This window comes from Uliginosibacterium sediminicola (genome assembly GCF_039631295.1).
Classification (GTDB): domain Bacteria; phylum Pseudomonadota; class Gammaproteobacteria; order Burkholderiales; family Rhodocyclaceae; genus Viridibacterium; species Viridibacterium sediminicola.
Map to the genome: position 1 here is coordinate 225,104 of NZ_JBDIVE010000005.1, position 21,218 is coordinate 246,321.

Below are 21,218 nucleotides of genomic sequence, written 5' to 3' on the forward strand. Positions count from 1 at the left end.
GCTGGCGGAACCTCCTGCGGAGTTCCGCCCTACAAATCCGAACCTTCGCTTAAACATAAACCTTCGCGGCCCTTCGCTTTTCCTTTGCGCCTTTGCGGTGAAGCTTTTTTTCTTGAAAGCACACCAGCAACCAAGCTCGTAAGCCTTGTCGAGTACGCACGCAAAGCCTGACCCTCCGCAAACCATCGCTCTCGCAAACATCGAATAATCGAAGACAAGCACACAATCGACGCACACACATAGGGAAAAGCCATGGCTAGCTTGCTTATTGATACCTTTGAGGACGACAAACCCGAAACCACGGTCAGAATTCCGCTGGTGGTGCTGACGATTGCAGCGAAGCTGATTCCCCGGAGCGCTTTCCAGGCCATGGAGGCGCAAGGCATCAATCTCCAGGAAGTGATCCAGGCCGCCAAGTCGGGCGAGATTTCGGGGCAGATTCTGGAAGTTGTCGATCACCAGAAGAAGGAACGCGTGCTCATCTCGGTGGTTTGAGCTTGTGCTGTCATGGCGGCATGAGCCGCAAGCACCCGCCCGGCCTGAATTAATCGCCTTCGGCCAGCGGCGGGATGTGGAGCCACGGCGTGCCGGGCTCCCGCTCAACGACGATGCCGTCCTCGCTACTGATGTAACTGAGGTAGCACAGCTGGCGCGGCGCTGAGAGTACCTGCCGGTTGAGAATCACGAAGACATCTCCCGCGCAGCGCGCAGACTGCGTGATGAGGCCGGGGTGGCCCTCTCGGTGCAGCTTGCTGCCCAGTTGCTGGCACAGGGAATAGTCGCTGGGATGAACCAGGCTGCTGAAGCTGCTGACCAGCTGTCGCAGGTCAATCAGCGCAGCCTCGCAGTGCACGGCGTAGACCTTGCGTTCAATGCGCGCGCCGGCTTGCAGATTGTCCGCATCGGCAAGGAAGTTGCGCCAATGATGGACGGTTTCCCAGACCGTGGTTTCCATCGAATCCGCGCCATACCAGACGCCGAAGCGCCCATCGGAATAGCGGCTCGTGGACCAATTCTGGAACGGGAAGTCGATGGCGTTGAAATACGCGCCTTCCTCGAAGGGGCGGTCGATGATGGGCAGATGCGACTCGAAAGCGCTCGGCTTGACCTGCAGCTCCAGGCGCTCCGCTGCGGCGCGCGCGGCGGGGTCGGCGGACAGATCGTCAAACAGATCCTGCGAAACACGCAGCGAGACGATGTTGCGCAGGGTCTCAGCGGCCACATTGCTCAGCTGCGCCTGGCTGATCAGCGCTTCGATCATTGACCGCGCGCCCGGTCCAGATAGCTCCGCACCATGAGCAGACCGACGAAACCGTAGCCGCGAATGACATCGATCGGGGACAGGTTCTCGAAAGCGCGATTGCGACGCTTCATCCACGCATACGCCAAATCGCGATTGTGCGGGAACATCAGGCGCAGATTCTTGTGGATGCCCAGCAGGTGGCCGGCGCGCTCCAGCGTGTCGCGGCTATTGGCCAGCGGCTCACCCTTGCGGTAGCGCGTGAGCGCGGCACGATTGGTCGGCGACATGCCCAGCGCGTCAAGCTGCTCCTCGGTGCTCAGCTGCCAATGCTCGAACAGCGTCATCAGCATCTTGGCCAGCGAGCTGCGATCTTCTTCAGGCGATTCACGAACAGGCGTCGGGACGGCAAACATGGCAAGCTCCTTTTGTTTTTATTGTAACAAACAAAGCTGTAATTACAACTCAAAGCATTACCAGACAGTCAGGTGCTGCGCAAGAAACCGGATGCCCGCCCGCGCCAAATCGCCGAAAATGCGCGCATGCCAAAGTCAGCCCGCCCTGCCGAAGCCGCCGCAGCCCGCGCCCAGCCGGGCATTCTGGCCGCTTGCCGTCTGATCGAATCAGCCGCTACACCGCCTGCGCTGCAGGTGCTGGCCGACCTAGCGGCGCTGAGCCCCCATCATTTTCATCGTCAGTTCAAAGCGGTGCTGGGCATCACGCCGCGTGAGTATGGCGAGGCGATCCGCAGCCTGCGTGTGCGCCAGCTCTTGCCGGCAAGCGCCAGCGTGACCGAGGCGCTGTTTGCGGCGGGTTTCAATTCCAGCAGCGCGTTTTACGACAAGGTGCGCGAGCTGCTGGGCATGCGGCCGGAGCGCTTTCGCCAGGGCGGCGATGGCGAGACGATCCGCTTCGCGCTGGGCCAGTGCACGCTGGGCGCGATTCTCGTCGCGGCGACGGCGCAGGGCATTTGCAGCATTGCGCTGGGCGACGACGCGCAAGCCTTGCTCGACGACCTGCAAGCGCGCTTTGCCCGCGCCCAGCTGATCGGTGGCGATGCGGCGTTTGACGCCTGGGTGGCGCAGATTGTCGGCTGGGTCGAGCAGCCCACGCAGGCGCTCGATCTGCCGCTGGATATTCGCGGCACGGCTTTTCAGCAGCGCGTGTGGCAGGCTCTGCGCGCAATACCGCCGGGCAGCACACTCAGCTACAGCGAACTTGCCGCGCAACTCGGCATGCCTCAGGGCGCACGCGCCGTGGCCGCCGCCTGCGCGGCCAATGCCATCGCACTGGCGATTCCCTGCCATCGCGTGGTGCGCAACGACGGCGCGCTGGCCGGCTACCGTTGGGGACTCGAACGCAAACGCGCCTTGCTCGACCGTGAGCAGGCAAGCTGACGTGGCGAACTGACACGGTAAATTAACGTGGTGATTTGACGTGGACCTTTTCGACGCACTGGACGATACCGCGCCCTGCAGCGAGGCGATCTGCCCCGGCGCCGTGCTGCTGCACGGCTTCGCCCGCGCTCAGGCCGACGCGCTGTGGTCCATCACGCAAACAGTGCTGGCGACTGCGCCCCTGCGCCAGATGCAGACACCCGGCGGGCACTGGATGTCGGTGCAAACCAGCAGCTGCGGCACCGCCGGCTGGGTCAGCGATGAGCTGGGTTATCGCTACAGCACGCATGACCCGCTGAGCGGCCAGCGCTGGCCAGCGATACCCGCCGAATTCCTGCAACTGGCGCGGGACGCGGCGGCGGCCGGCGGCTTTGCCGACTTCGTGCCCGACGCCTGCCTGATCAACCGCTACACGCCGGGCGCGCGCATGTCCCTGCACCAGGATCGCAACGAGCGCGATTTTGGCGCGCCGATTGTCTCGCTCTCACTCGGCGTGCCGGCGATCTTCCTGTTCGGCGGTCAGCAGCGCAGCGACAAGCCCCGCCGCTACCGCCTGCTGCACGGCGATGTGGTGGTCTGGGGCGGCCCGGCGCGCCTGGCCTTCCACGGCGTCGCACCGCTGGCTTTGGGCGATCACCCGCTCAGCGGAGACGCGCGCATCAACCTGACCTTTCGCAAGGCGCTCTAAGCGCTGCCGAAAAACTCAGGTATCGGTGCTGATGTCATCCCACGCTTCGCCCATGTGGCCAATCAGCCAGTTCAGGGCTTGGTGACGCTCAAGGATCACATCGGGGTTCAGCCCTGCCGGGATCGGTCTGGCATTGACTCTGGCGTCCACAACAGCCCAGTGATAGCGGTAGATTTTGTCGGCTTGATCGAGGATGTCAGAGAGCGGGCGCAGCTTTGCATCGGCCATAAATTGCCCAGCGCTGCGCTCCTTCATGAAGCGGACTGCACGCGCCACATCTGCAATGGCGGCAGGCTTATCCAGACTATCGACGTAGCCCAGCGCCCAGAGCAATACCCAGGCGGCCTCATAACGCCACACAAATTGCTGGCGGTCGTAAAGGGAAGGCTCGGCATCCCCGACAAAAGCCTTTTCCTTGGGGCTTAGAGATGTCTCAAGCTCATAATTCTTGAGGATTCTTTCAAGCAGCGCTTGCGGCATGCCCTCTGCCTTGCCCGCGACGCTCAGCAAGACCAAGGCACGCCGGGCAATTTCGTCTTTCGATCTGTGCTGGGCGCTCTGCTCAATTTCAATGACGGGCAGGAAGCTGTTGATGGGTACGCCTTCGGCTGCCAAAGCATGCTCTGATCGCGCCTTCCGCTCAGCCGCTTCGGGCGGCACATTCATATCCATGGCCTTGATCAGCGCTCGCCGCTCCCCCAGCGACGGAGCCACTTGAGCCAACACCGGAGAAGACAGCAGCACAGCCAACAGAGCGACGAGAACGTAAGGCATAGTCAGGACTCAAGACGAATGAAAGGTTTTCGGTTCAGCCTCTGTGCTCCCCGCGCGTGCAGGCGGCACAGACGCCAAGGCTGCGAGTTCATCACATCGACCGAGGAAATTCCATGCGCATCATCATCAAGGTCGGCACACTCGCAAAAAAAGCGGGCGACTGATGACGCCAAGCGCGGCTCAAGAATATTGCCGAGCGCCCAAAATAAAAAACCCCGCATCGGCGGGGTTTTTCATCGGCTCGATCAACAATCGATCAGAGCGGCTTCTTTTGCTTGGAGTGGCATTCAGCTTGGTACACCGAGCGCAGCACCGAACGGGGCATGCCCTTGAAGAGGCGCTTGGCGAACTTGCTGAGGCAGCGGCGCTCGATCGAGGAGCGGCGGGTACGGGTCGTGGTCGAAGCCATGAAGGTTTCTCCTGAAAATCGGTTTTGGGTTCAAGGCTTGGACTCTTCTGGAAGAGTCACGCCGGTAGCCCGCCATTCTAACGTTTTTATCAGCAAGATCAAAGGCTGTGTCAGCTCAGCGCTTCATACAGCGGCAGGGTGAGGAATTCCGGGTAGTCCTCGGCCAGCGACATGGTCTCGAAAATCTCCGCCGCCTGCTCGTAAGTGGCGACCGCCTCGCCCTGCTTCTGCACCGCCGCCTTGACCAACGCCAGCTCCTCGCCGATGAGGCCGCGCACCAGCTCCGGCGTGACCTTGCGGCCGTCGTCGAGCACGCCCTTGGGCGAGCGCACCCATTGCCACACTTGCGAGCGGCTGATTTCGGCGGTGGCGGCGTCTTCCATCAGGTTGTGGATCGGTACACAGCCATTGCCGGCCAGCCAGGAGCCGAGGTAGTGGATGCCGACATTGATGTTGTTGCGCAGGCCGGCTTCGGTGATCGGCGTCTCGGGCAGGAAGTTGAGCAGGTCGGCGGCGCCGAAGCTCACATCGTCGCGCTGCTTGTCCCACTGATTGGGTTTGTCGCCGAGCACCTTGACGAACTCTTCCATGGCAATCGGCACCAGACCCGGATGGGCGACCCAGCCGCCGTCAAAGCCATCGGCTGCGTCACGCGTCTTGTCGGCACGGATGCCGGCCAGCGCCTTTTCGTTGGCGACCGGATCGCTCTTGATCGGAATCAGCGCGCTCATGCCGCCAATGGCCGGCGCGCCGCGCTTGTGGCAGGCCTTGACCAGGCTCAGCGCGTAGGCGCGCATGAAGGGCGACGTCATGGTGATGCTGCTGCGGTTGGCGAGGCAGAAATTGCTGTCGGTCTTGAACTTCTTGATGCAGGAAAAGATGTAGTCCCAGCGCCCGGCGTTCAGACCCGCACTGTGCTCGCGCAGCTCGTAGAGGATCTCTTCCATCTCGAAAGCGGCGAGGATGGTCTCGATCAGCACAGTGGCCTTGATCGTGCCACGCGGCAGGCCCAGCGCGTCCTGGGTGGCGATGAACACATCGTTCCACAGGCGCGCTTCGAGGTGGCTTTCCATCTTCGGCAGGTAGAAGAAGGGGCCGGCGCCGCGCGCGATCTGCTCTTTGGCGTTGTGGTACATGAACAGCGCGAAGTCGAAGATGCCGCCGGAGACGCGCTGGCCATCGACCAGCACATGCTTCTCATCGAGATGCCAGCCACGCGGCCGCACGATCAGGGTCGCGACCTTGTCGTTGAGCTTGTAGGACTTGCCGTTCTGCTCAAGCGCAATGGTGCCGCGCACCGCGTCGATGAGGTTGATCTGGCCCTGGATCTGGTTGAACCAGTTGGGCGTGTTGGAATCCTCAAAGTCGGTCATGTAGGAATCCGCCCCCGAGTTGAGCGCATTGATGATCATCTTGCGCTCGACCGGCCCAGTGATCTCGACGCGGCGGCATTGCAGCGCAGCCGGCAGCGGCGCGATGCGCCAGTCGCCTTCGCGGATCGCCCGCGTGCTGGCGAGGAAGTCCGGCCGCTCGCCAGCGTCAAGCGCCTTCTGGCGCGCCACGCGGGCGGCCAGCAAGTCCTGACGCCGCGATTCGAAAGCGCGATGCAGGCTGGCGACCAGTTCCAGCGCCGGCGTACAGAGGATCTTTTCAAAGCCGGCCGGCTGTGCGGCGAGAATGCTGACTCCGGCGGGAAGTTGCGCTGTGCTCATATTGCCTGTCTCCTGAAAACGTCCGCTGCGAGCGCTGCAATATAGCAAAGCGCATCGGCGCACCGTGGCCATTGAATGCGGCCGCCAGTGATAGTGTTCATCACTGGCCAGCCCTTGCGGGGCTCAGCGCCCGCTCTTGCGTACCTGCTCGACGCCTTGCCGTGCCAGCGCGTCAGCGCGCTCGTTCTCCGGATGGCCGGCGTGGCCCTTGACCCAGAGCCATTCGATGCGGTGCGCAGCGGTCAGCGCATCGAGCGCGCGCCACAGGTCTTCGTTCTTCACCGGCTGCTTGTCGGCGGTTTTCCAGCCGCGCTTCTTCCAGCCGTGAATCCACTCCGAAATGCCCTTCTGCACATATTGCGAGTCGGTATAGACGCGCGCCGACACCGGCCGCTTGAGCGCTTCGAGGCCGCGGATCACAGCGGTCAGCTCCATGCGATTATTGGTCGTGTTCGGTTCGCCGCCGAACAGCTCTTTTTCCTTGTCGCCGGCGCGCAAGATGGTGCCCCAGCCGCCGGGGCCGGGGTTTCCGCTGCAGGCGCCGTCAGTAAAGATATCGACGGTTTCGCCTGTTGTTGCAACTGTCATGGGGTTTCCTGTTGTTTGCGTTGTGGGGCGGCGGCAATCGCCTTGCGCGAGCGCTTCGCCGTGCGCCATTGCGGGCGGATCAGGCGCATGCCGCGCACGCGCTTGACCGCATGGATGATGTAAGCGCCGCCGGCAATCGGCCAACAGCGCTCGCCCAGTGCGTCCATGAACGACATGCGATGCAGCCAGGCTTGCGAGCTCAAGGGCGGCGCGTAACAGCCAAAAGCGCTGTCATGCGTCTCGCAACCGAGCAGGGTCAGCCAGTCCTTGAGCCGCGAGACGGGCAGATACTGCCCTTGCCAGGGGATTTTGCCAAGATTGCCGGAGAAGGCGCGGCGCAGCCCCCACAAGCTCAGCGGATTGAAGCCGGCAATCACCACGCGGCCCTCGGGCACCAGCACGCGCTCGACCTCGCGCAAGAGCTGGTGCGGATGCGGCGCGAACTCCAGCACGTGCGGCAGCACCACCAGATCGATGCTTTGCGAGGCAAAGGGCAGTTCTTCGGCGTCGCAGCGCACATCCACGCCGGGCGCGCTGTCACAACAGTGCAGGCGATAAGGCATGCGGTTGGCGCGCAGGAAATCGGTTTGCGGCAGGCCGATCTGCATGGCGTTGTAGCCGAAGATGTCAGCCACGATCTGGTCGAGCTTGCGTTGCTCCCACGCCAGCAGATATTGTCCGCGCGGCGTTTCCAGCCATTCGGCGAAACCGGGAATTGACATGTAGGCTCAGGCGCCGAGAATGAAGACCATGCAGATTGTTCCGCTTTCCGCCTTCCGCGACAACTATATCTGGGCCCTGGTGGCAAACGGCGCCGCCGTTGTCGTCGACCCCGGCGAAGCCGCGCCGGTGCAGCGCTTCCTGGCTGATCAGGCTTTGCGTCTGGCCGCCATCCTGATCACTCATCGCCATAACGACCATATCGGCGGCGTTGCCGAGCTCAATGCAGACGGGAACGTGCCGGTCTTCGGCCCGCCCAGCATCGCCTGCGTGACGCAGCCGGTGCAGGACGCGGATCGCTTCACGCTGCCGGGCGTCGCAGCAGAAATCAGTGTGCTGGCCGTCCCCGGCCATACCGAAGAACACCTCGCCTACCTGCTGGGCGAACATCTGTTCTGCGGTGACACCTTGTTTGCTGGCGGCTGCGGGCGCCTGCTGGGCAGCAGCTCGGCGGCCGAGTTGTATGCGTCCTTGCAGCGTCTGGCGCACTTGCCGCCGCAGACCCGCGTGCATTGCGCCCATGAATACACGCTGTCGAACCTGCGCTTCGCGCTGCAGGTAGAGCCCGACAATGCGGCCTTGCAAGCGCGCCTGGCGGCGTGCAGCGCCTTGCGCGAAGCGAATCAGCCAAGCCTGCCCTCGCTGCTGGCGGACGAGCTGGCGAGCAATCCCTTCTTGCGCGTCGATCAGGCGGCCGTGCGCAGCGCAGTGAGCCGCTACACAGGAAAAGTGCTGGCCGCGCCTGACGAGGTTTTTGCCGCGCTGCGGCGCTGGAAAGATGTAGCCTGAGTTGTGGCCTGAGCTCGCTTCAGCTGCTGGCGGTGTCGCCCGCCGCACTGTCTTCAGCGGCCTCGTCTTCAGCCGCTGGGCTGGCTTCGGTCGCAGCGCTGGCCGCAGCAGAAGCCGGCTGAACCGGCGCTGGCGCACGTGAAAAAGCTTGCTGTACGGCGGCAATCACGCGTGCGGCGTTGAAGGGTTTGACCACATAGCCGCTCGCACCGCCTTCGATCGAGGCCTGCACCACCTGACGCTCGGTCGAGCCGGTCACCATCAGCACACGGGTCTCCGGCATTTCGGTGCGGATGTCGCGCAAGACATCGACACCGCTGACGCCGGGCATCATCACATCGAGACAGACCAGACGCGGCGTCAGCTTGCGGCAGATCGCCAGAGCGGTTAAGCCGTCTTTAGCCTCGCCGACGACCTCGGCGCCTTCCTGCCGCAGGATGCCGCGCAGCATGGCCCGCGTGGTGTCATTGTCGTCCACCACGACGACCGAGATGCCATAAAGGGACGGATTGCCTCGCATTGCTATTGCGCCTCACTCAATTCAACCTGCGCCACCACGCGGTTACGCCCGCGTGCCTTGGCTTCGTACAAAGCACCATCGGCCGCGCGCACCAGGGCCAGCGGGCCCGGCGCACTGCGTGCCGCCATCACCGTTGCCACGCCCATGCTCAGCGTGACCACGCCGATGCCAGCGCGGTGCTCAATGGCCAGTTGCTGGATATCCTGACGCATCGCCTCGGCCAGGCGACAGGCGCCCTCACGATCAGTGTCCGGCAGGATCACCGCAAACTCCTCACCACCATAGCGCGCGACAAGGTCAGTCGGGCGTTTGACGCGATTAGCCAGCGCCTGGGCCACCGCGCGCAGACACTCGTCGCCCGCCTGGTGACCGTAAAAATCGTTGTACTGCTTGAAGAAATCCACATCACACATCAGCAGCGAGAGCTTGGACTCATGGCGCACACCACGCGACCACTCGCGCTGCAGGAATTCGTCGAACTGGCGACGGTTGGCAATGCCGGTCAGGCCGTCAACCGAAGACAGGCGCGTCAGCTCGCGATTGGCTTCGTCCAGGCGCCGCGTCAGCACCACCAGCGAGTAACGCATCTGGGCAATGCGCTGCATGGCGCGCACCTTGGCGGTCAGCACGATCTCCGACACCGGCTTGACCAGGTAATCGTCCCCCCCGACCGCGATGCCGCGCTCCAGATCTTCGTCACTGGTGCGCGCCGTCAGGAAGATGATCGGCGTCCATTCGCCGTCGCGTTCGAGCTGGCGAATGCGCTTGGCCACCTCGTAACCATTGAGCCCCGGCATGATCACGTCGAGCAGGATCAAGTCCGGCCGGTGCTGCTTGAAGAGTTCGATTCCCTCGGCACCATCACGTGCCACAAAGGTTTCGATGCCGATTTTGCGCAGCTGGTGACTCACCAGCGTGGCACTTGTCAGCGTGTCATCGACTACCAGCGCCTTCATTGAGCTTCCTGAACAAACATCCCGCTACATAAAAGAGCTGGCGTACCAGCACGAAACCGCTAAAATCCCCACAGTCACTTGTACGGCAAAAAACCATGAAGGCTTTAGCGTTCCTTTCTGCCGCATTGGGTCTAGGCTGTTGGAGCCTCGGACACGCTGCCGAATCAAATTTCACGCTGCAGGTTGCCACCAGCCTGTCGCTCCCCGTCACTCCCCCGCAAAACCAGACTTCCGCACAAAACAGCTTCGTGCTGGCCACACCTGCGGCTGTCGTTCCGGCGCAAGCCCCAGCTCCCGCCGCCGCGCCGGTGGCCGATGCCGCCTCATCGAGCAGCGCGCGTATCGCCAGTGTGGACCATACCGCACAAACGGCCGATATCTGGGAACGTATGCGCCACGGTTTTGCCATGCAAAACCTCGCAAGCCCGCTGGTCGATGACCGCATGCGCTACTACCTGGCACGCCCGGCCGCACTCAAGACCATGCTCGAGCGCAGTCGCAAGTACATGTACTACATCGTCGGCGAGCTCGAAAAGCGTGGCATGCCGACCGAGCTGGCCCTGCTGCCGGTGGTCGAGAGTGCCTTCAATCCGCTGGCGCTGTCTTCGGCCAAAGCCGCCGGCCTGTGGCAATTCATCCCCTCGACCGGCAAGACCTACGCCTTGCAGCAGAACTGGTGGGTCGATGAGCGCCGCGACATCGTCGCCTCGACCGATGCCGCCCTCACCTACCTGCAATCGATCTACGAGATGCATGGCGACTGGCAGCTAGCCCTGGCCTCCTACAACTGGGGCGAAAACGCCGTCGCGCGCGCCATCGCCAACAACAAAGCGGCCGGCAAACCCACCGATTTCGCCAGCCTGCGCATGCCCGAGGAAACCCGTTACTACGTGCCCAAGCTGCAGGCCATCAAGAACATCATCGCTCGACCCGAGCAATACGGCATCAGCTTGCCCAATATCGCCAACGAGCCCTACTTCAGCACCATCGACAAGATGCCCGGCATGGACGTCGCCCTGGCCGCCAAGCTGGCCGAGATGCCGACCTCTGAATTCCTGATGCTCAACCCCGGTTACAACCGCCCGGTGATGCCCGGTAGCGACGACGCCGGCGTGGTACTGCCGGTCGAGAATGCGCGCAAGTTCAAAGACAATCTGGCCAAGCATCTGGCCAACGGCGATGCGCCGCTGGTGACCTGGAAAACCTATCTGGTGCCGCAAACGGCACGTGTCGAACAGATCGCCCGCAATCTGGGCCTGGCGGTGCAGGCGCTGTGCAACGCCAATGGTCTGAGCGCCCGTGCGCTGCTGGCTGCCGGTTACAAGCTGCTGGTGCCCTCGCAGAACTCCGAGCCGGTCCCCGCGGCCATCGCCCAGGCCGGCAAGCTGCAACCGGTCAGCCAAAAGCGCAGCACGCGCAGCGTGCGGCCGAGCAAGCGTCGTCACGGCTAAGCAGGGCTCGATGCAGGGGCTGTTCGCGCCGGGCGCGCACGCGCAGGAAGCCTTCGCGCTGTTCGAAGACCAGCTTGCCACCCCCGGCAGCGCCCTGCTGCTGCACGAGCCTCTGCACAACATCGACTGCCTGTCCGCCGATCAGGCCGGCAGCTTTTTCAGCCGCATCGAGGCCCAGCAGCGTGCTGGCCACTGGATCGCGCTGATCGCCCATTACGAACTGGGCTCTGCCTTCGAAGCCCGCGCACCGCAAGCCCCGGCGGCAACGCGGCTGGCGCGCGCCATGGTTTTCCGCCAGGCCACCCGACTGCAAGGCGAAGCGCTGGCTGCCTGGTGGGCGCAGCAACTGGCCCACCTGTCAGCACAGGCCCGCGAGGCAGGCGTACTGTCCCTGCACACCGCGCCCGATGCAGCGGATCACTACCTGCAGCAAGTGCAGCGCGTACTCGACTACATCCGCGCCGGCGACTGCTACCAGGTCAATCTGAGTCTGCCGCTGCACGGCCAGAGCTTCGGCCACCCCGCCGCGCTGTATGCGCAACTGCGCAGCGCACAGCCGGTGCGCCATGGCGGCCTGCTCTTCGATGGCGACAGCTGGCTGCTTTCGCATTCGCCCGAACTGTTCTTTGCCCGTCAGGGCTCGCGCATCGATTGCCGGCCGATGAAAGGCACCGCCGCACGGACGGGCTCAGCCGAGGCCGACGCACAGATTGCCGCCAGGCTGCAGGCCTCGGAGAAGAATCGCGCCGAGAACCTGATGATCGTCGACCTGATCCGCAATGACCTGGGTCGTCTGGCACCCGCCGGTCAGGTGCGGGTGGAGCGCCTGTTCGAGCTGGAGCCCTACCCCAGCGTGTTCCAGCTCACCTCCAGCATCTGCGCAGAAGGTGTCGAGGCCAGCCTCGCCGAGCTGTTCCAGGCGCTGTTTCCCTGCGGTTCGATCACCGGGGCGCCCAAGCTGCGCGCCATGCAGATCATCGACGAACTCGAAGCGCGCCCGCGCGGCGTGTACTGCGGCGCCATCGGCCACCTCGCGCCTGATGGCGACTGCCACTTCAACGTGCCGATCCGCACCCTGCGCGTGGCGCGCGACGGACAATGCCATCTGGATGTCGGCAGCGGCATCGTTGCCGACTCAGTGCCTGAGGAAGAGCTGGCCGAATGCCTCGCCAAGGCGCGTTTCGTCCGCGAGGATGGTCTGCAGCTGATCGAAACCTTGCGTTGCGAAGCCGGCCAGCCATCGCCCTGGCCGCTGCTGGCCTATCACCTGCAGCGCTTGCGTGACTCCGCCCGGGCTCTGCATTTCGCTTATCGCGAAGCAGACATCCTCAGCGCGATCAGCCAGCACATCCAGACGCTCACCGCAGGCACGCATCGCCTGCGCCTGCTGCTGTCACGCGATGGCCGCGTCAGCCTCAGCAGCGCGCCACTGGAAGCCCTGCCCGCCCAGCCGCGCATCCGCCTGGCGGCACAAAGTCTCGACGCCGCCGATCCGCGCCTGCAACACAAGACGAGCGCCCGCAGCTTCTACGACGCGGCGCTGCGGGCCGCCATCGCCGAGGGCTTTTTTGACGAGATTTTCTGCAATACGCGTGGCGAGCTGTGCGAGGGCGCGCGCAGCAATCTGTTCATCGAGCGCGCTGGCCAGCTGCTCACGCCGGCACGTCACTGCGGCCTGCTACCGGGGGTGATGCGTGCCAGCCTGCTGGCCGAACACGGCGCACGCGAAGCCGTGCTCTACCCGCAAGACCTTGAGCAAGCTGATCGCATCTTCGTCAGCAATGCCTTGCGAGGCTTGGTCGAAGTCAGCCTGCAGCGCGCCTGAAACGCCCGCCCGACTCAAGCCCAAATCAGTGATCAGCCAACCTTGGCAAACCATGCCGGGCACGCGCCTGGTTGCAGGCTTCGTTCTGGATGCCGTGCACGCCGTGGGCGGCAAAATCACGACAGGGATCGGGGCGGAATTCGTAGATCGCGCAGCTGACACGCTCGCCAATCTCGCCCTGCAAAGCAACACAGCGCGGCGGGCTGCGATCGGTACCGCGCATGCGGCAAGTGCTGGCCGTTTCCTCGTCCGCCAGCATCGCCGGCACATAGCCGCCGACTTCGCTATCGAGCTGGCTGTGATGGAAACTCACGCGAAAACTGGCGCAACAGGCGCCACAGGTCTGACAGGGCATGATCCGGGAACTCGATGAAACTGCCGCGCCCGCAGAGCTCGGGGCGCGGCAGCGCGCATCATACCTTCAGGCGCTGGCGCCCTGGACTCAGAAGCTGTACTTGAGCCCGGCAGTATAGGTATTGAGCTTGCCGTAGCCGGTCTCAGGATTCCCCAGACCGCTGTAATGATTCCATTCGACCGTGGCGGCCACCGCCTTGCTCAGGTCATAGCTGAGGCCGGCGCCACTGAGCATGCCCGTGGAGTCGTGCGAGGTATTGCTAGTCGCTACGCCCGGGCTGCCCACGGCGCTCAGTTTGGTATGTGCCTGGATCAGACCCAGCTTGCCGTAGAGCGACACACCATGCGACAGCGGCAGGATCCCGACGCCAGCCAAGGTAGCGCCCTGCGCCTCGAACTCACCGGTCACCGCCTGGTTGGCAGCGGAGGCGAGATTGGACTGATAGCCGTATTTGCCCAGATTCACATAACCCAGCTCGACCGCCGCATAGCGATTCACGCGATAACCCAGGTTAAAACCATAGGTGGTGTTCTGCGTATCCGAGCTACCCGAGGAGACCTGCAGCCCTTGCGCGCCGACCGCGCTATCAATGCCGCCCTTTTTCAGCGCGCTCACACCAGCGCCCAGCGAAGCGCCAACATAAGGCCCCGTCTCGGCGGCGAACGCGCTGCTCATCAGGCATGCGCCAATACCGAGGCTGAACAGGATGGAACGGCAGGATTTGATGGGGGTGTTCATTGCTAACTCCTTTTCTTTCCGAAAACCGGAGTAGTCATTGAACAACTTTGCTGTCAGCGCCCTGTTTCAAACGCTTTTCGGCTTGCGACAATGCGTAAGCAAAGATGTCAGCCAGTGCCAAACGCAGGCAATCCAGGCAAATCACATTTTTGTTCGCCGATATATGGACGCGAAGGACGCGAAGGACGCGAAGAAAAAGCAAAGGTCCGCAAAGAAAGCAACTCTTGCTTCCCTTGGCGGACCTTCTGTCTTGCTCTGCGGCCTTTGCGCTGACAGTCCATCGCCTAAAAACTGAATACGCCTTCACTGAACTGCAGACGGGCCAACTCCGGTCTTCACAATTGCGTCTGCAGGCGATAGAGGGTCTGGCCGGAATCGAGATACTTGCGCTCAAAGGGCGTCAGCGGATCCTGCGTCGCAAAGACTTCAACGGCAGGCGTGCTGCCCGTGATGAAGCCGATGGCAAGCGCCAGTTCCTGCACATAGATCGACCAGTTGCTGCGGCATTCAAGCGTGCCGCCAAGCGCCAGCAGGCTGGGGAACACCGGGCTGCCGTGCCAGCGCCGTGCCAACTGGCCGATTTTCGGCCAGGGATTGGGGTAGAGCAGGAAGTGCTTGTCCAGACGAATCCCGGCCTGCAGCAGCAGGCGCCAGAAATCGACCAGATCAGCGCGCACGAACTGCAGATTGTCCGGCATCTCACCGGGCTTGCCGCGCGCCAGACGGTCAGCCGACTGATCGACTCCGAGCACGAAATGCTGCGGATGGGCGCGGGCCAGGCGCAAGCTGCTCCAGCCCACGCCACAGCCGGCATCGAGCAGAATCGGCGCGCGGCCGTCCCAGCACGGCATCACCTGGTCGAAAGCCGCCTGGCTGTGCGCGCTGATCGGCTTGCGGAAAGGATGATCGCGGTGGCGGGCGAGCAGCTCGCCGAGCTTCTCGTGCGGCGCGTCCTGCGCACTGTCGATATCGCGTGAATTAGCGTACATGCGCGGCGCTCCAGCCCGTGTCCAGTTGGCGGTCGATCTCCGCCGCAACACGCAGGGGCTTGATCTGCTGATACAGCTGCTCGGCCTGCGGATAGCGGCGGCGCAGCAGGTTGAGCCATTGCTTCAGGCGCCCCGGCGCGTGCCGCGCTTCGACCTTGATCTGCACCGCCTGCCAGTAATCGCGCAGCAAGGGCTGCAAAGCCTCCCAGTCCTCACCCGCGCACTCGGCCGGCGCCTCACCACGCAGATGACGACGGATGCGACTGGCCAGATAAGGATCGGCCACCGCGCCACGACCGAGCATCACATCTTGCAGACCACTCTCGGCGCGGCAGCGCAGATAGTCTTCGACCGTCCAGATCTCGCCATTGGCCACCACCGGCACCTTCACTGCTTCGGCGATGCGTGCAATCCATGGCCAGTGCGCCGGTGGGCGATAGCCTTCCTCCTTGGTCCGCGCATGCACCACCAGCATCTGCGCGCCGCCATCAACCAGCGCCTGTGCAGCCTCGATGGCGCGTGATTTGTCCTGCACGCCCAGGCGCATCTTGGCCGTGAAGGGCATGCGCCCAGCCACCGCAGCACTGACTTCGCGGCAGATGCGATGCAGCAGCTCCGGCTCATCGAGCAAGATTGCGCCGCCGCGATGTTTGTTGACGGTGGGTGCCGGACAGCCGAAGTTCAGATCGATGCCCGCCGGTTTCAGGCTGGCCAGACGGTCGGCATTGTCGGCCATGCAGGCCGGATCCGAACCGAGCAGCTGCACGCGCACCACGGTGCCCGCCGCCGTGCGTGAGGCATGGCGCAGCTCCGGCACGGTGCGCAGGAATACACGCGCTGGCAGCAGGCTGCCCGACACGCGCACGAATTCCGTCACGCACCAGTCATAGGGCGTAGCGCGTGTCAGAACGTCGCGCATCAGCTCGTCGACCATGCCCTCCATGGGCGCCAACAACAAATGCGGGACTGATAGTTTCGAGGGGGACAACATAGGCGCGCCATGCTATCGTTGCCCCCCTTGCAGGTAAAGGACTGATTTGTCCACTACCCGCGTATTCCGGCAGTTAGACCGGAAATCAAGCTGATCGTGCGCACGGACACGCCCATCCAGCCAGCCCTTTGCAGACCTGTTCCTTGTCCGGAAGTTGTGCCGGGCAACCGGCAAGTGTGACCAATCGTGATCGTCGTCAATCTGATCTGTGACCTCAAGCACAGCTTCGAAGGCTGGTTCGCCTCCGCCGAAGCCCTGCAGGCACAGCAAGCCAATGGGCAGCTCTGCTGTCCGATCTGTGAATCCCCGCAAGTCGACGTCCTGGCCAGTGTGTCGCACACGCGCCGGGCGAGCGACCGGCAGCCAGAGCACGCGCTTGAGATCACCGCCGATGTCGATAACAGCGCACGCGCCAGCGCCCTGCTCGCCGCTGCAGGCTTGCCCGACACGCTCAACGCTCAGGAACTGCTGCAGGCCCTGATGCAGAAGCTGCAAGAAGCCGGCGCCCGCCCCGGCCAGCCGGAAGCTTTTGCGATTGAAGTACACCGCCTGCAGGACGGCGAAACCGAGCTGCGCGCAATTCGCGGCATCAGCTCGCTGCAGGAGATCGAAAGCCTGCTCGAAGAGAGCATCAGCCTGATCCCCATCGCCAAGGAAAACCTGCACTGAGCTGCAGGCACTGCCGGCTCAGACCGAACGCTGGCGGCTACTCGACTCCGGCACGAAACTCAGCGGGAACATCCCTTCGAGCTTGACAGGCGCCTTGCGCGCCCATTTGCGCGCCAGACGCTCGCGCCACCGCCACTTACCCCAGCTGACTGCTTTGAATTTCATGGTTCTGCTCCGTGGTTTTACGGAGCATAGACAGTCAAGATGACTGCGATCTGACAAGCGTGTTTCAGCCCTGTGACGCGGCCATGATCAGCGGCACGCGCATCTCGCCACGCGACAAGCCGCCATGCACACCGAGCATCGGCAGGCCGCCCTCGCCGGGCAAACGGTCAATCACGGTCCAGTCATCACGCGGAATCAGCAACCAGTCACCGCAGCGACGCTGCGCCACCGCATTGTCGCCCGGCCCGAACAGACCGCTGGCAATCGCCCGCTGTGCCGGCATGGCGTACAGCACATCGCCCAGGCGCTCGCTGACGCGTGCGCCAAAGCTCTGCTGGTAAGCCGGCTTGACGTGGCAGTAGGCAACACGCCGCTCGCCGCTCAAAGGCGAGCTGAGCATCGCGTAGAGATCGGCATGCGCCGAGAGCACGATCTGCCGCTGCGGCGGATTGTCGATGAAGCCGTGATCAGCCGAAACGACGAACTGCGCCTCGGGCAGCAGGCTGCGCATCTTTGCATAGGTGTGATCGAGCATCGCCAGCACGCTGCGCGACTGGGGCGACTCCATGCCGAAGTCGTGCCCCGAGGCATCGAGCATCGGCGTGTAGGCATACACGAACTTCTGCCGGCGGCCCGCAGCATCAAGCTCGCGGGCGGCGCGAAAAACGCTCCACGCGAGGCTGTCCAGCGTCTCGTAGGGATGTACCACCGCATCGCGGCGATGATGGTTGCTGTAGGGGCCGCTGGCCAGCTCCGGCAAGGTGACGAAGCGGGCCGCGCGCTGCGCGGTCTGCAGCATCGGCGGCGTCTGCAGCAGGCGCGCCAGCAAGGCCTCGTCACGCACGGCACAGCCGGCGCGATGGCGCATCGGCAAAGGCGCGACGATGGCATCGCTCTGCGCATCATGCACATACCAGCCCAGCAGGCCATGAATGGCCGCAGGCTGGGCCGTCATCAGGGTGGTGATGGCAGTCGCCGTGGTCGAGGGAAAGACCGAGCTCAGCGCGCCGACGCGGTCGTGCCAAAGGGTCGGTGCGATATCCCGATTGCGCGACAGGAAATCGTCGCCGAGGCCATCGATCAGGAAGAACACCAGGGTGTCGCTGCCCTGCCAGCGCGAGGACGCGGCGCTGCCATCGGGCAGCAGCAGATCGGCATAATCTTCTCGCACCGTGGCACCGCAGCTGCGCGCCAGGGCGACAGCCAGATTGAACAGCCCCTGCCCGGCATAATCCGGCCAGCTCACGCCATCGGCATACCAGTCCGCCGGCAGGCCTGTCTGTTCTGACAGGCCGGAGTTATTCGTGCACATCAACATTCAAGACACCAGGCTGGCCTACGGAGACAGAGGCAGCCGCGACCTTAACGAGCACGACAGGGCAATACAAGCTGCGCTGCGGCAAGTAGAAAAAAACAAGGGGAAGACCACGATCGTGGCTTCCCCTTTTTATTTGGAGCGGGAGACGAGTCTCGAACTCGCGACCTCAACCTTGGCAAGGTTGCGCTCTACCAACTGAGCTACTCCCGCAAAACCTTTGCAGCCAGACTACGCTGCCAAACCTGTACAGCAAAACCCCTGGAGGCGCGGGCCGGAGTCGAACCGACCTACACGGATTTGCAATCCGGTGCATAACCGCTTTGCTACCGCGCCACGACTTGTACAACTAAAAAGGGAAAGCCGGGCTTTCCCTTTGCGAATCTGGAGCGGGAGACGAGTCTCGAACTCGCGACCTCAACCTTGGCAAGGTTGCGCTCTACCAACTGAGCTACTCCCGCAATGGAGGTGCGCATTGTAATGCACTTGGCGCCAATGTCAAGCACCACTTGCAATATTTCACGCACCGCGACGTAAATCGGGCGCCGCACGGCGCAGGTAATAGACCATCGACCAGACCGTCAGCACGGCCGCAATGAACAACAGCACCTGTCCGCTACGCAGAATGGGCAAGCCGAACAGGTCATCCGCAAACAGCAGCATCGGGATCGCCGTCATCTGCGCAGCCGTCTTCAGCTTGCCGATGAAGGACACCGCCACACTCTTGGCAGCGCCCATCTTGGCCATCCATTCGCGCAGCGCGGAGATGGTGATCTCGCGGCCGATGATGACAAAGGCAAACAGCGCATCGCAGCGCTCCAGCTGCACCAGGGCGACCAGCGCGGCCGACACCATCAGCTTGTCGGCCACCGGGTCGAGAAAGGCGCCGAAGGCGGACGTCTGCTGCCAGCTGCGTGCCAGATAACCATCCAGCCAGTCGGTGATTGCCGCGATGACGAAGACCACACAGGCGATGATGTTCTGGTGATGCAGACTCAGTACGCTCTCCGGCAGATAAAACACGCCGATGACGACCGGAATCAGCACGATGCGCGCCCAGGTGAGCAGGATGGGAACATTATTGAACATAGGGGGCTAACGCAGCGCGTTGTAGATTTGTTCCGCGATTTTACGATTGATCCCTTCAACGCGGCATAAATCTTCGACCGTCGCTTCTTTGACGCCGGCCAGACCGCCGAAGGTCTCGATGAGTTTCTTGCGCCGCGTCGGCCCGATGCCGGGAATATCCTCCAGCTTGGAGGTCAGGCGCGTCTTGCTGCGCCGTGCGCGCATGCCGGTAATCGCGAAGCGGTGCGCCTCGTCACGCACGATCTGGATCAGGTGCAGCGCCGGATGCTCGCCGCCGAGCAGCTGCGGTTCGCGCCCGTCCGGATGGATCAGCTGCTCCAGGCCGGCCTTGCGCGCCTCGCCCTTGGCCACGCCGATCATGTTGATGCTGGTCAGGCCCAGCTCGCTGAGCACTTCCCAGGCCACACCGATCTGGCCCTTGCCGCCGTCGATGAGGATCAGGTCCGGCCGCACGCCCTCGCCCGCCGCCACCTTTTCGTAACGCCGCGTCAGCGCCTGGCGCATCGCCGCGTAATCGTCGCCGGGTTCGATGCCGCTGATGTTGAAGCGCCGGTATTCCGACTTCTTCATGCCCTCGCCCTCCCACACCACGCAGGAGGCCACAGTGGCCTCGCCCTGGGTGTGGCTGATGTCGAAGCACTCGATGCGCCGTGGCGCCTCGGCAAGGCCCAGCGCCTGGCGCAGGGCTTCGAGCTGATGGGTGGCGCGGCCCGACTCGCGCAGCCGCGTCTCGATGGCCAGGCCGGCGTTGAGCTGCGCCATCTCGACCCAGGCTCGCTCGTTCTGAAAGCGCGCCGCAATCACGATGGGCGTGCGCTCCACGACCTCGGCGAGGACCGCCTGCACGGTGTCGCTCTCCGCGCCGTCGACGACCAGCTTGGCTGGCGCGGGATGATCCAGATAATGTTGCTCGACGAAGGCCAGCAGCGCATCGGCCGGCGACAGCCCTTCGCCGCCGGCTTGCGGAAACTGCGGCCGATCACCGAGGTGACGGCCGCCGCGCACCATGGCCAGATTGACGCAGACCAGACCGCCCTGCTGCACGGCGACGATGACATCGACGTCCTCGTCCTTGCCCGAGTCGACATGCTGCTTGTGCAGCACGGTCTGCAAGGCGCGGATCTGGTCGCGGAATACCGCCGCTTCCTCGAAGGCAAAGCGATCCGCGGCCTCCTGCATGCGCACGCCCAGATTGTCGATCACATCCGAATGGCGACCATCGAGGAACAGCGTCGCCAGGCGCACATCATTAGCGTACTGCGCCTTGTCGATCAGGCCCACGCAGGGCGCGGTACAGCGCTTGATCTGGTGCAGCAAGCAGGGCCGCGAGCGATTGCGATAGACCGATTCCTCGCAGGTGCGCAGCATGAACAGGCGCTGCAGGAGCTGCACGCTCTCGCGCGCCGCCCAACCCGAGGGATACGGCCCGAAGTAGCGCACGCCCTTCTCGAAGGCGCCGCGGTAGTAGAACAGGCGCGGCGCTTCGTCGCCCGAGATGGCGATGTAGGGATAGCTCTTGTCGTCGCGGAACAGGATGTTGAAGCGCGGCTTGAGCGATTTGATGAGATTGTTTTCGAGAATCAGCGCCTCGGCCTCGGAGCGCACGGCGGTGATGTCCACGCGCTCGATGCGCGCCACCATCATGGCGATGCGCGGGCTGGGGTGATTCTTCTGGAAATAGCTCGATACGCGGCGCTTGAGGTTCTTCGCCTTGCCGACGTAGAGCACCTCTTCATTGGCCCCGATCATGCGATACACGCCGGGGCTCTCGGTCAGACCGGGCAGGAAGGATTTTGCGTCGAAACTCATGGCCGGCAGTGTAGCGCCTTTGCGGCAGC

At 63.5% G+C, this 21,218-nt stretch carries 24 protein-coding genes and 3 tRNA genes; 7 read left to right on the forward strand and 20 right to left on the reverse strand.

All coding sequences use genetic code 11. From position 1 onward, the window contains the following. The first annotated feature begins 252 nt into the window (after window positions 1-252). A complete protein-coding gene (locus ABDB84_RS11535) occupies window positions 253-495 on the forward strand; it encodes a hypothetical protein (protein WP_345919879.1) in 243 nt (80 codons plus the stop codon). Between the two features lie 49 nt (window positions 496-544). On the opposite strand, the gene ABDB84_RS11540 is transcribed toward ABDB84_RS11535, so the two are convergent. Next, window positions 545-1,261, reverse strand: a complete 717-nt coding sequence (locus ABDB84_RS11540; protein WP_345919880.1) for an RES family NAD+ phosphorylase — start codon at window positions 1,259-1,261, stop codon at window positions 545-547. Beyond that, window positions 1,258-1,656 (reverse strand): antitoxin Xre/MbcA/ParS toxin-binding domain-containing protein, encoded by a 399-nt coding sequence (locus tag ABDB84_RS11545; protein ID WP_345919881.1) that lies wholly within the window; start codon window positions 1,654-1,656, stop codon window positions 1,258-1,260. Before ABDB84_RS11545 ends, ABDB84_RS11540 begins: the two co-directional genes overlap by 4 nt. 126 nt (window positions 1,657-1,782) lie before the next feature. Between ABDB84_RS11545 and ABDB84_RS11550 the strand changes: the two genes are divergently transcribed. Both ABDB84_RS11550 and alkB read left to right on the forward strand, forming a co-directional pair. Continuing rightward, on the forward strand, window positions 1,783-2,637 hold the full coding sequence (locus ABDB84_RS11550) for a methylated-DNA--[protein]-cysteine S-methyltransferase (RefSeq protein ID WP_345919882.1): 855 nt from the start codon (window positions 1,783-1,785) through the stop codon (window positions 2,635-2,637). 40 nt (window positions 2,638-2,677) lie between these two features. Next, the gene (alkB, locus tag ABDB84_RS11555; protein ID WP_345919883.1) at window positions 2,678-3,325 is read left to right on the forward strand and encodes a DNA oxidative demethylase AlkB; all 648 of its coding nucleotides are present in this window, start codon (window positions 2,678-2,680) and stop codon (window positions 3,323-3,325) included. Between the two features lie 15 nt (window positions 3,326-3,340). On the opposite strand, the gene ABDB84_RS11560 is transcribed toward alkB, so the two are convergent. The 5 genes from ABDB84_RS11560 to ABDB84_RS11580 form a co-directional block, all read right to left on the reverse strand. Continuing rightward, entirely contained in the window at window positions 3,341-4,099 is a 759-nt protein-coding gene (locus ABDB84_RS11560; RefSeq protein WP_345919884.1) for a DUF4272 domain-containing protein, read from the reverse strand. 256 nt (window positions 4,100-4,355) lie between these two features. Then, complete coding sequence (locus ABDB84_RS11565) at window positions 4,356-4,508, reverse strand: hypothetical protein (RefSeq protein ID WP_345919885.1); 153 nt, start codon at window positions 4,506-4,508, stop codon at window positions 4,356-4,358. Between the two features lie 110 nt (window positions 4,509-4,618). Next, window positions 4,619-6,220 (reverse strand): malate synthase A, encoded by a 1,602-nt coding sequence (aceB, locus tag ABDB84_RS11570; RefSeq protein WP_345919886.1) that lies wholly within the window; start codon window positions 6,218-6,220, stop codon window positions 4,619-4,621. Window positions 6,221-6,343: 123 nt separating this feature from the next. Then, window positions 6,344-6,808: a ribonuclease HI gene (rnhA, locus tag ABDB84_RS11575; protein WP_345919887.1), complete on the reverse strand. Its 465-nt coding sequence runs from the start codon at window positions 6,806-6,808 to the stop codon at window positions 6,344-6,346. Continuing rightward, the gene (locus ABDB84_RS11580) at window positions 6,805-7,530 is read right to left on the reverse strand and encodes a class I SAM-dependent methyltransferase (RefSeq protein WP_345919888.1); all 726 of its coding nucleotides are present in this window, start codon (window positions 7,528-7,530) and stop codon (window positions 6,805-6,807) included. The genes rnhA and ABDB84_RS11580 overlap by 4 nt, the downstream gene beginning before the upstream one ends. Window positions 7,531-7,549: 19 nt before the next feature. Here ABDB84_RS11580 and gloB point away from each other — a divergent pair, with 19 nt between their 5' ends. Continuing rightward, window positions 7,550-8,317 carry a hydroxyacylglutathione hydrolase gene (gloB, locus tag ABDB84_RS11585; protein ID WP_345919889.1) on the forward strand — a complete coding sequence of 256 codons (768 nt, stop codon included), beginning with the start codon at window positions 7,550-7,552 and terminating at the stop codon, window positions 8,315-8,317. Between the two features lie 19 nt (window positions 8,318-8,336). On the opposite strand, the gene ABDB84_RS11590 is transcribed toward gloB, so the two are convergent. Then, window positions 8,337-8,837 (reverse strand): response regulator, encoded by a 501-nt coding sequence (locus ABDB84_RS11590; protein WP_345919890.1) that lies wholly within the window; start codon window positions 8,835-8,837, stop codon window positions 8,337-8,339. A gap of 2 nt (window positions 8,838-8,839) precedes the next feature. Continuing rightward, a complete protein-coding gene (locus ABDB84_RS11595; RefSeq protein WP_345919891.1) occupies window positions 8,840-9,793 on the reverse strand; it encodes a diguanylate cyclase in 954 nt (317 codons plus the stop codon). A 248-nt stretch (window positions 9,794-10,041) separates the two neighbouring features. Here ABDB84_RS11595 and ABDB84_RS11600 point away from each other — a divergent pair, with 248 nt between their 5' ends. Both ABDB84_RS11600 and pabB read left to right on the forward strand, forming a co-directional pair. Next, entirely contained in the window at window positions 10,042-11,244 is a 1,203-nt protein-coding gene (locus ABDB84_RS11600) for a transglycosylase SLT domain-containing protein (protein ID WP_345919892.1), read from the forward strand. Window positions 11,245-11,254: 10 nt separating this feature from the next. After that, window positions 11,255-13,069, forward strand: a complete 1,815-nt coding sequence (gene pabB / locus ABDB84_RS11605) for an aminodeoxychorismate synthase component I (protein ID WP_345919893.1) — start codon at window positions 11,255-11,257, stop codon at window positions 13,067-13,069. Between the two features lie 25 nt (window positions 13,070-13,094). Here the strand turns inward: pabB and ABDB84_RS11610 are convergent, their stop codons facing one another. The 4 genes from ABDB84_RS11610 to ABDB84_RS11625 form a co-directional block, all read right to left on the reverse strand. Then, window positions 13,095-13,424, reverse strand: a complete 330-nt coding sequence (locus tag ABDB84_RS11610) for a YkgJ family cysteine cluster protein (RefSeq protein ID WP_345919894.1) — start codon at window positions 13,422-13,424, stop codon at window positions 13,095-13,097. Window positions 13,425-13,511: 87 nt separating this feature from the next. Beyond that, window positions 13,512-14,162, reverse strand: a complete 651-nt coding sequence (locus ABDB84_RS11615; RefSeq protein ID WP_345919895.1) for an outer membrane beta-barrel protein — start codon at window positions 14,160-14,162, stop codon at window positions 13,512-13,514. A gap of 335 nt (window positions 14,163-14,497) precedes the next feature. Then, window positions 14,498-15,151, reverse strand: a complete 654-nt coding sequence (trmB, locus tag ABDB84_RS11620; protein WP_345919896.1) for a tRNA (guanine(46)-N(7))-methyltransferase TrmB — start codon at window positions 15,149-15,151, stop codon at window positions 14,498-14,500. After that, a complete protein-coding gene (locus tag ABDB84_RS11625) occupies window positions 15,141-16,142 on the reverse strand; it encodes a tRNA dihydrouridine synthase (protein WP_345919897.1) in 1,002 nt (333 codons plus the stop codon). The genes trmB and ABDB84_RS11625 overlap by 11 nt, the downstream gene beginning before the upstream one ends. Before the next feature lie 186 nt (window positions 16,143-16,328). Between ABDB84_RS11625 and ABDB84_RS11630 the strand changes: the two genes are divergently transcribed. Then, window positions 16,329-16,811, forward strand: a complete 483-nt coding sequence (locus tag ABDB84_RS11630) for a DUF1178 family protein (protein WP_345919898.1) — start codon at window positions 16,329-16,331, stop codon at window positions 16,809-16,811. A gap of 18 nt (window positions 16,812-16,829) precedes the next feature. On the opposite strand, the gene ABDB84_RS11635 is transcribed toward ABDB84_RS11630, so the two are convergent. From ABDB84_RS11635 to uvrC, 7 genes are all read right to left on the reverse strand, one after another. Further along, the gene (locus ABDB84_RS11635; protein WP_345919899.1) at window positions 16,830-16,976 is read right to left on the reverse strand and encodes a hypothetical protein; all 147 of its coding nucleotides are present in this window, start codon (window positions 16,974-16,976) and stop codon (window positions 16,830-16,832) included. Between the two features lie 64 nt (window positions 16,977-17,040). Beyond that, complete coding sequence (locus ABDB84_RS11640) at window positions 17,041-18,288, reverse strand: alkaline phosphatase family protein (RefSeq protein WP_345919900.1); 1,248 nt, start codon at window positions 18,286-18,288, stop codon at window positions 17,041-17,043. A gap of 140 nt (window positions 18,289-18,428) precedes the next feature. Then, window positions 18,429-18,504 (reverse strand) — tRNA-Gly (locus ABDB84_RS11645). A gap of 49 nt (window positions 18,505-18,553) precedes the next feature. Continuing rightward, window positions 18,554-18,627, reverse strand: a tRNA-Cys gene (locus ABDB84_RS11650). 49 nt (window positions 18,628-18,676) lie between these two features. Then, window positions 18,677-18,752 (reverse strand) — tRNA-Gly (locus ABDB84_RS11655). A gap of 58 nt (window positions 18,753-18,810) precedes the next feature. Beyond that, window positions 18,811-19,380: a CDP-diacylglycerol--glycerol-3-phosphate 3-phosphatidyltransferase gene (pgsA, locus tag ABDB84_RS11660; protein WP_345919901.1), complete on the reverse strand. Its 570-nt coding sequence runs from the start codon at window positions 19,378-19,380 to the stop codon at window positions 18,811-18,813. Window positions 19,381-19,386: 6 nt separating this feature from the next. Further along, entirely contained in the window at window positions 19,387-21,189 is a 1,803-nt protein-coding gene (uvrC, locus tag ABDB84_RS11665; RefSeq protein WP_345919902.1) for an excinuclease ABC subunit UvrC, read from the reverse strand. Window positions 21,190-21,218 lie beyond the last annotated feature (29 nt).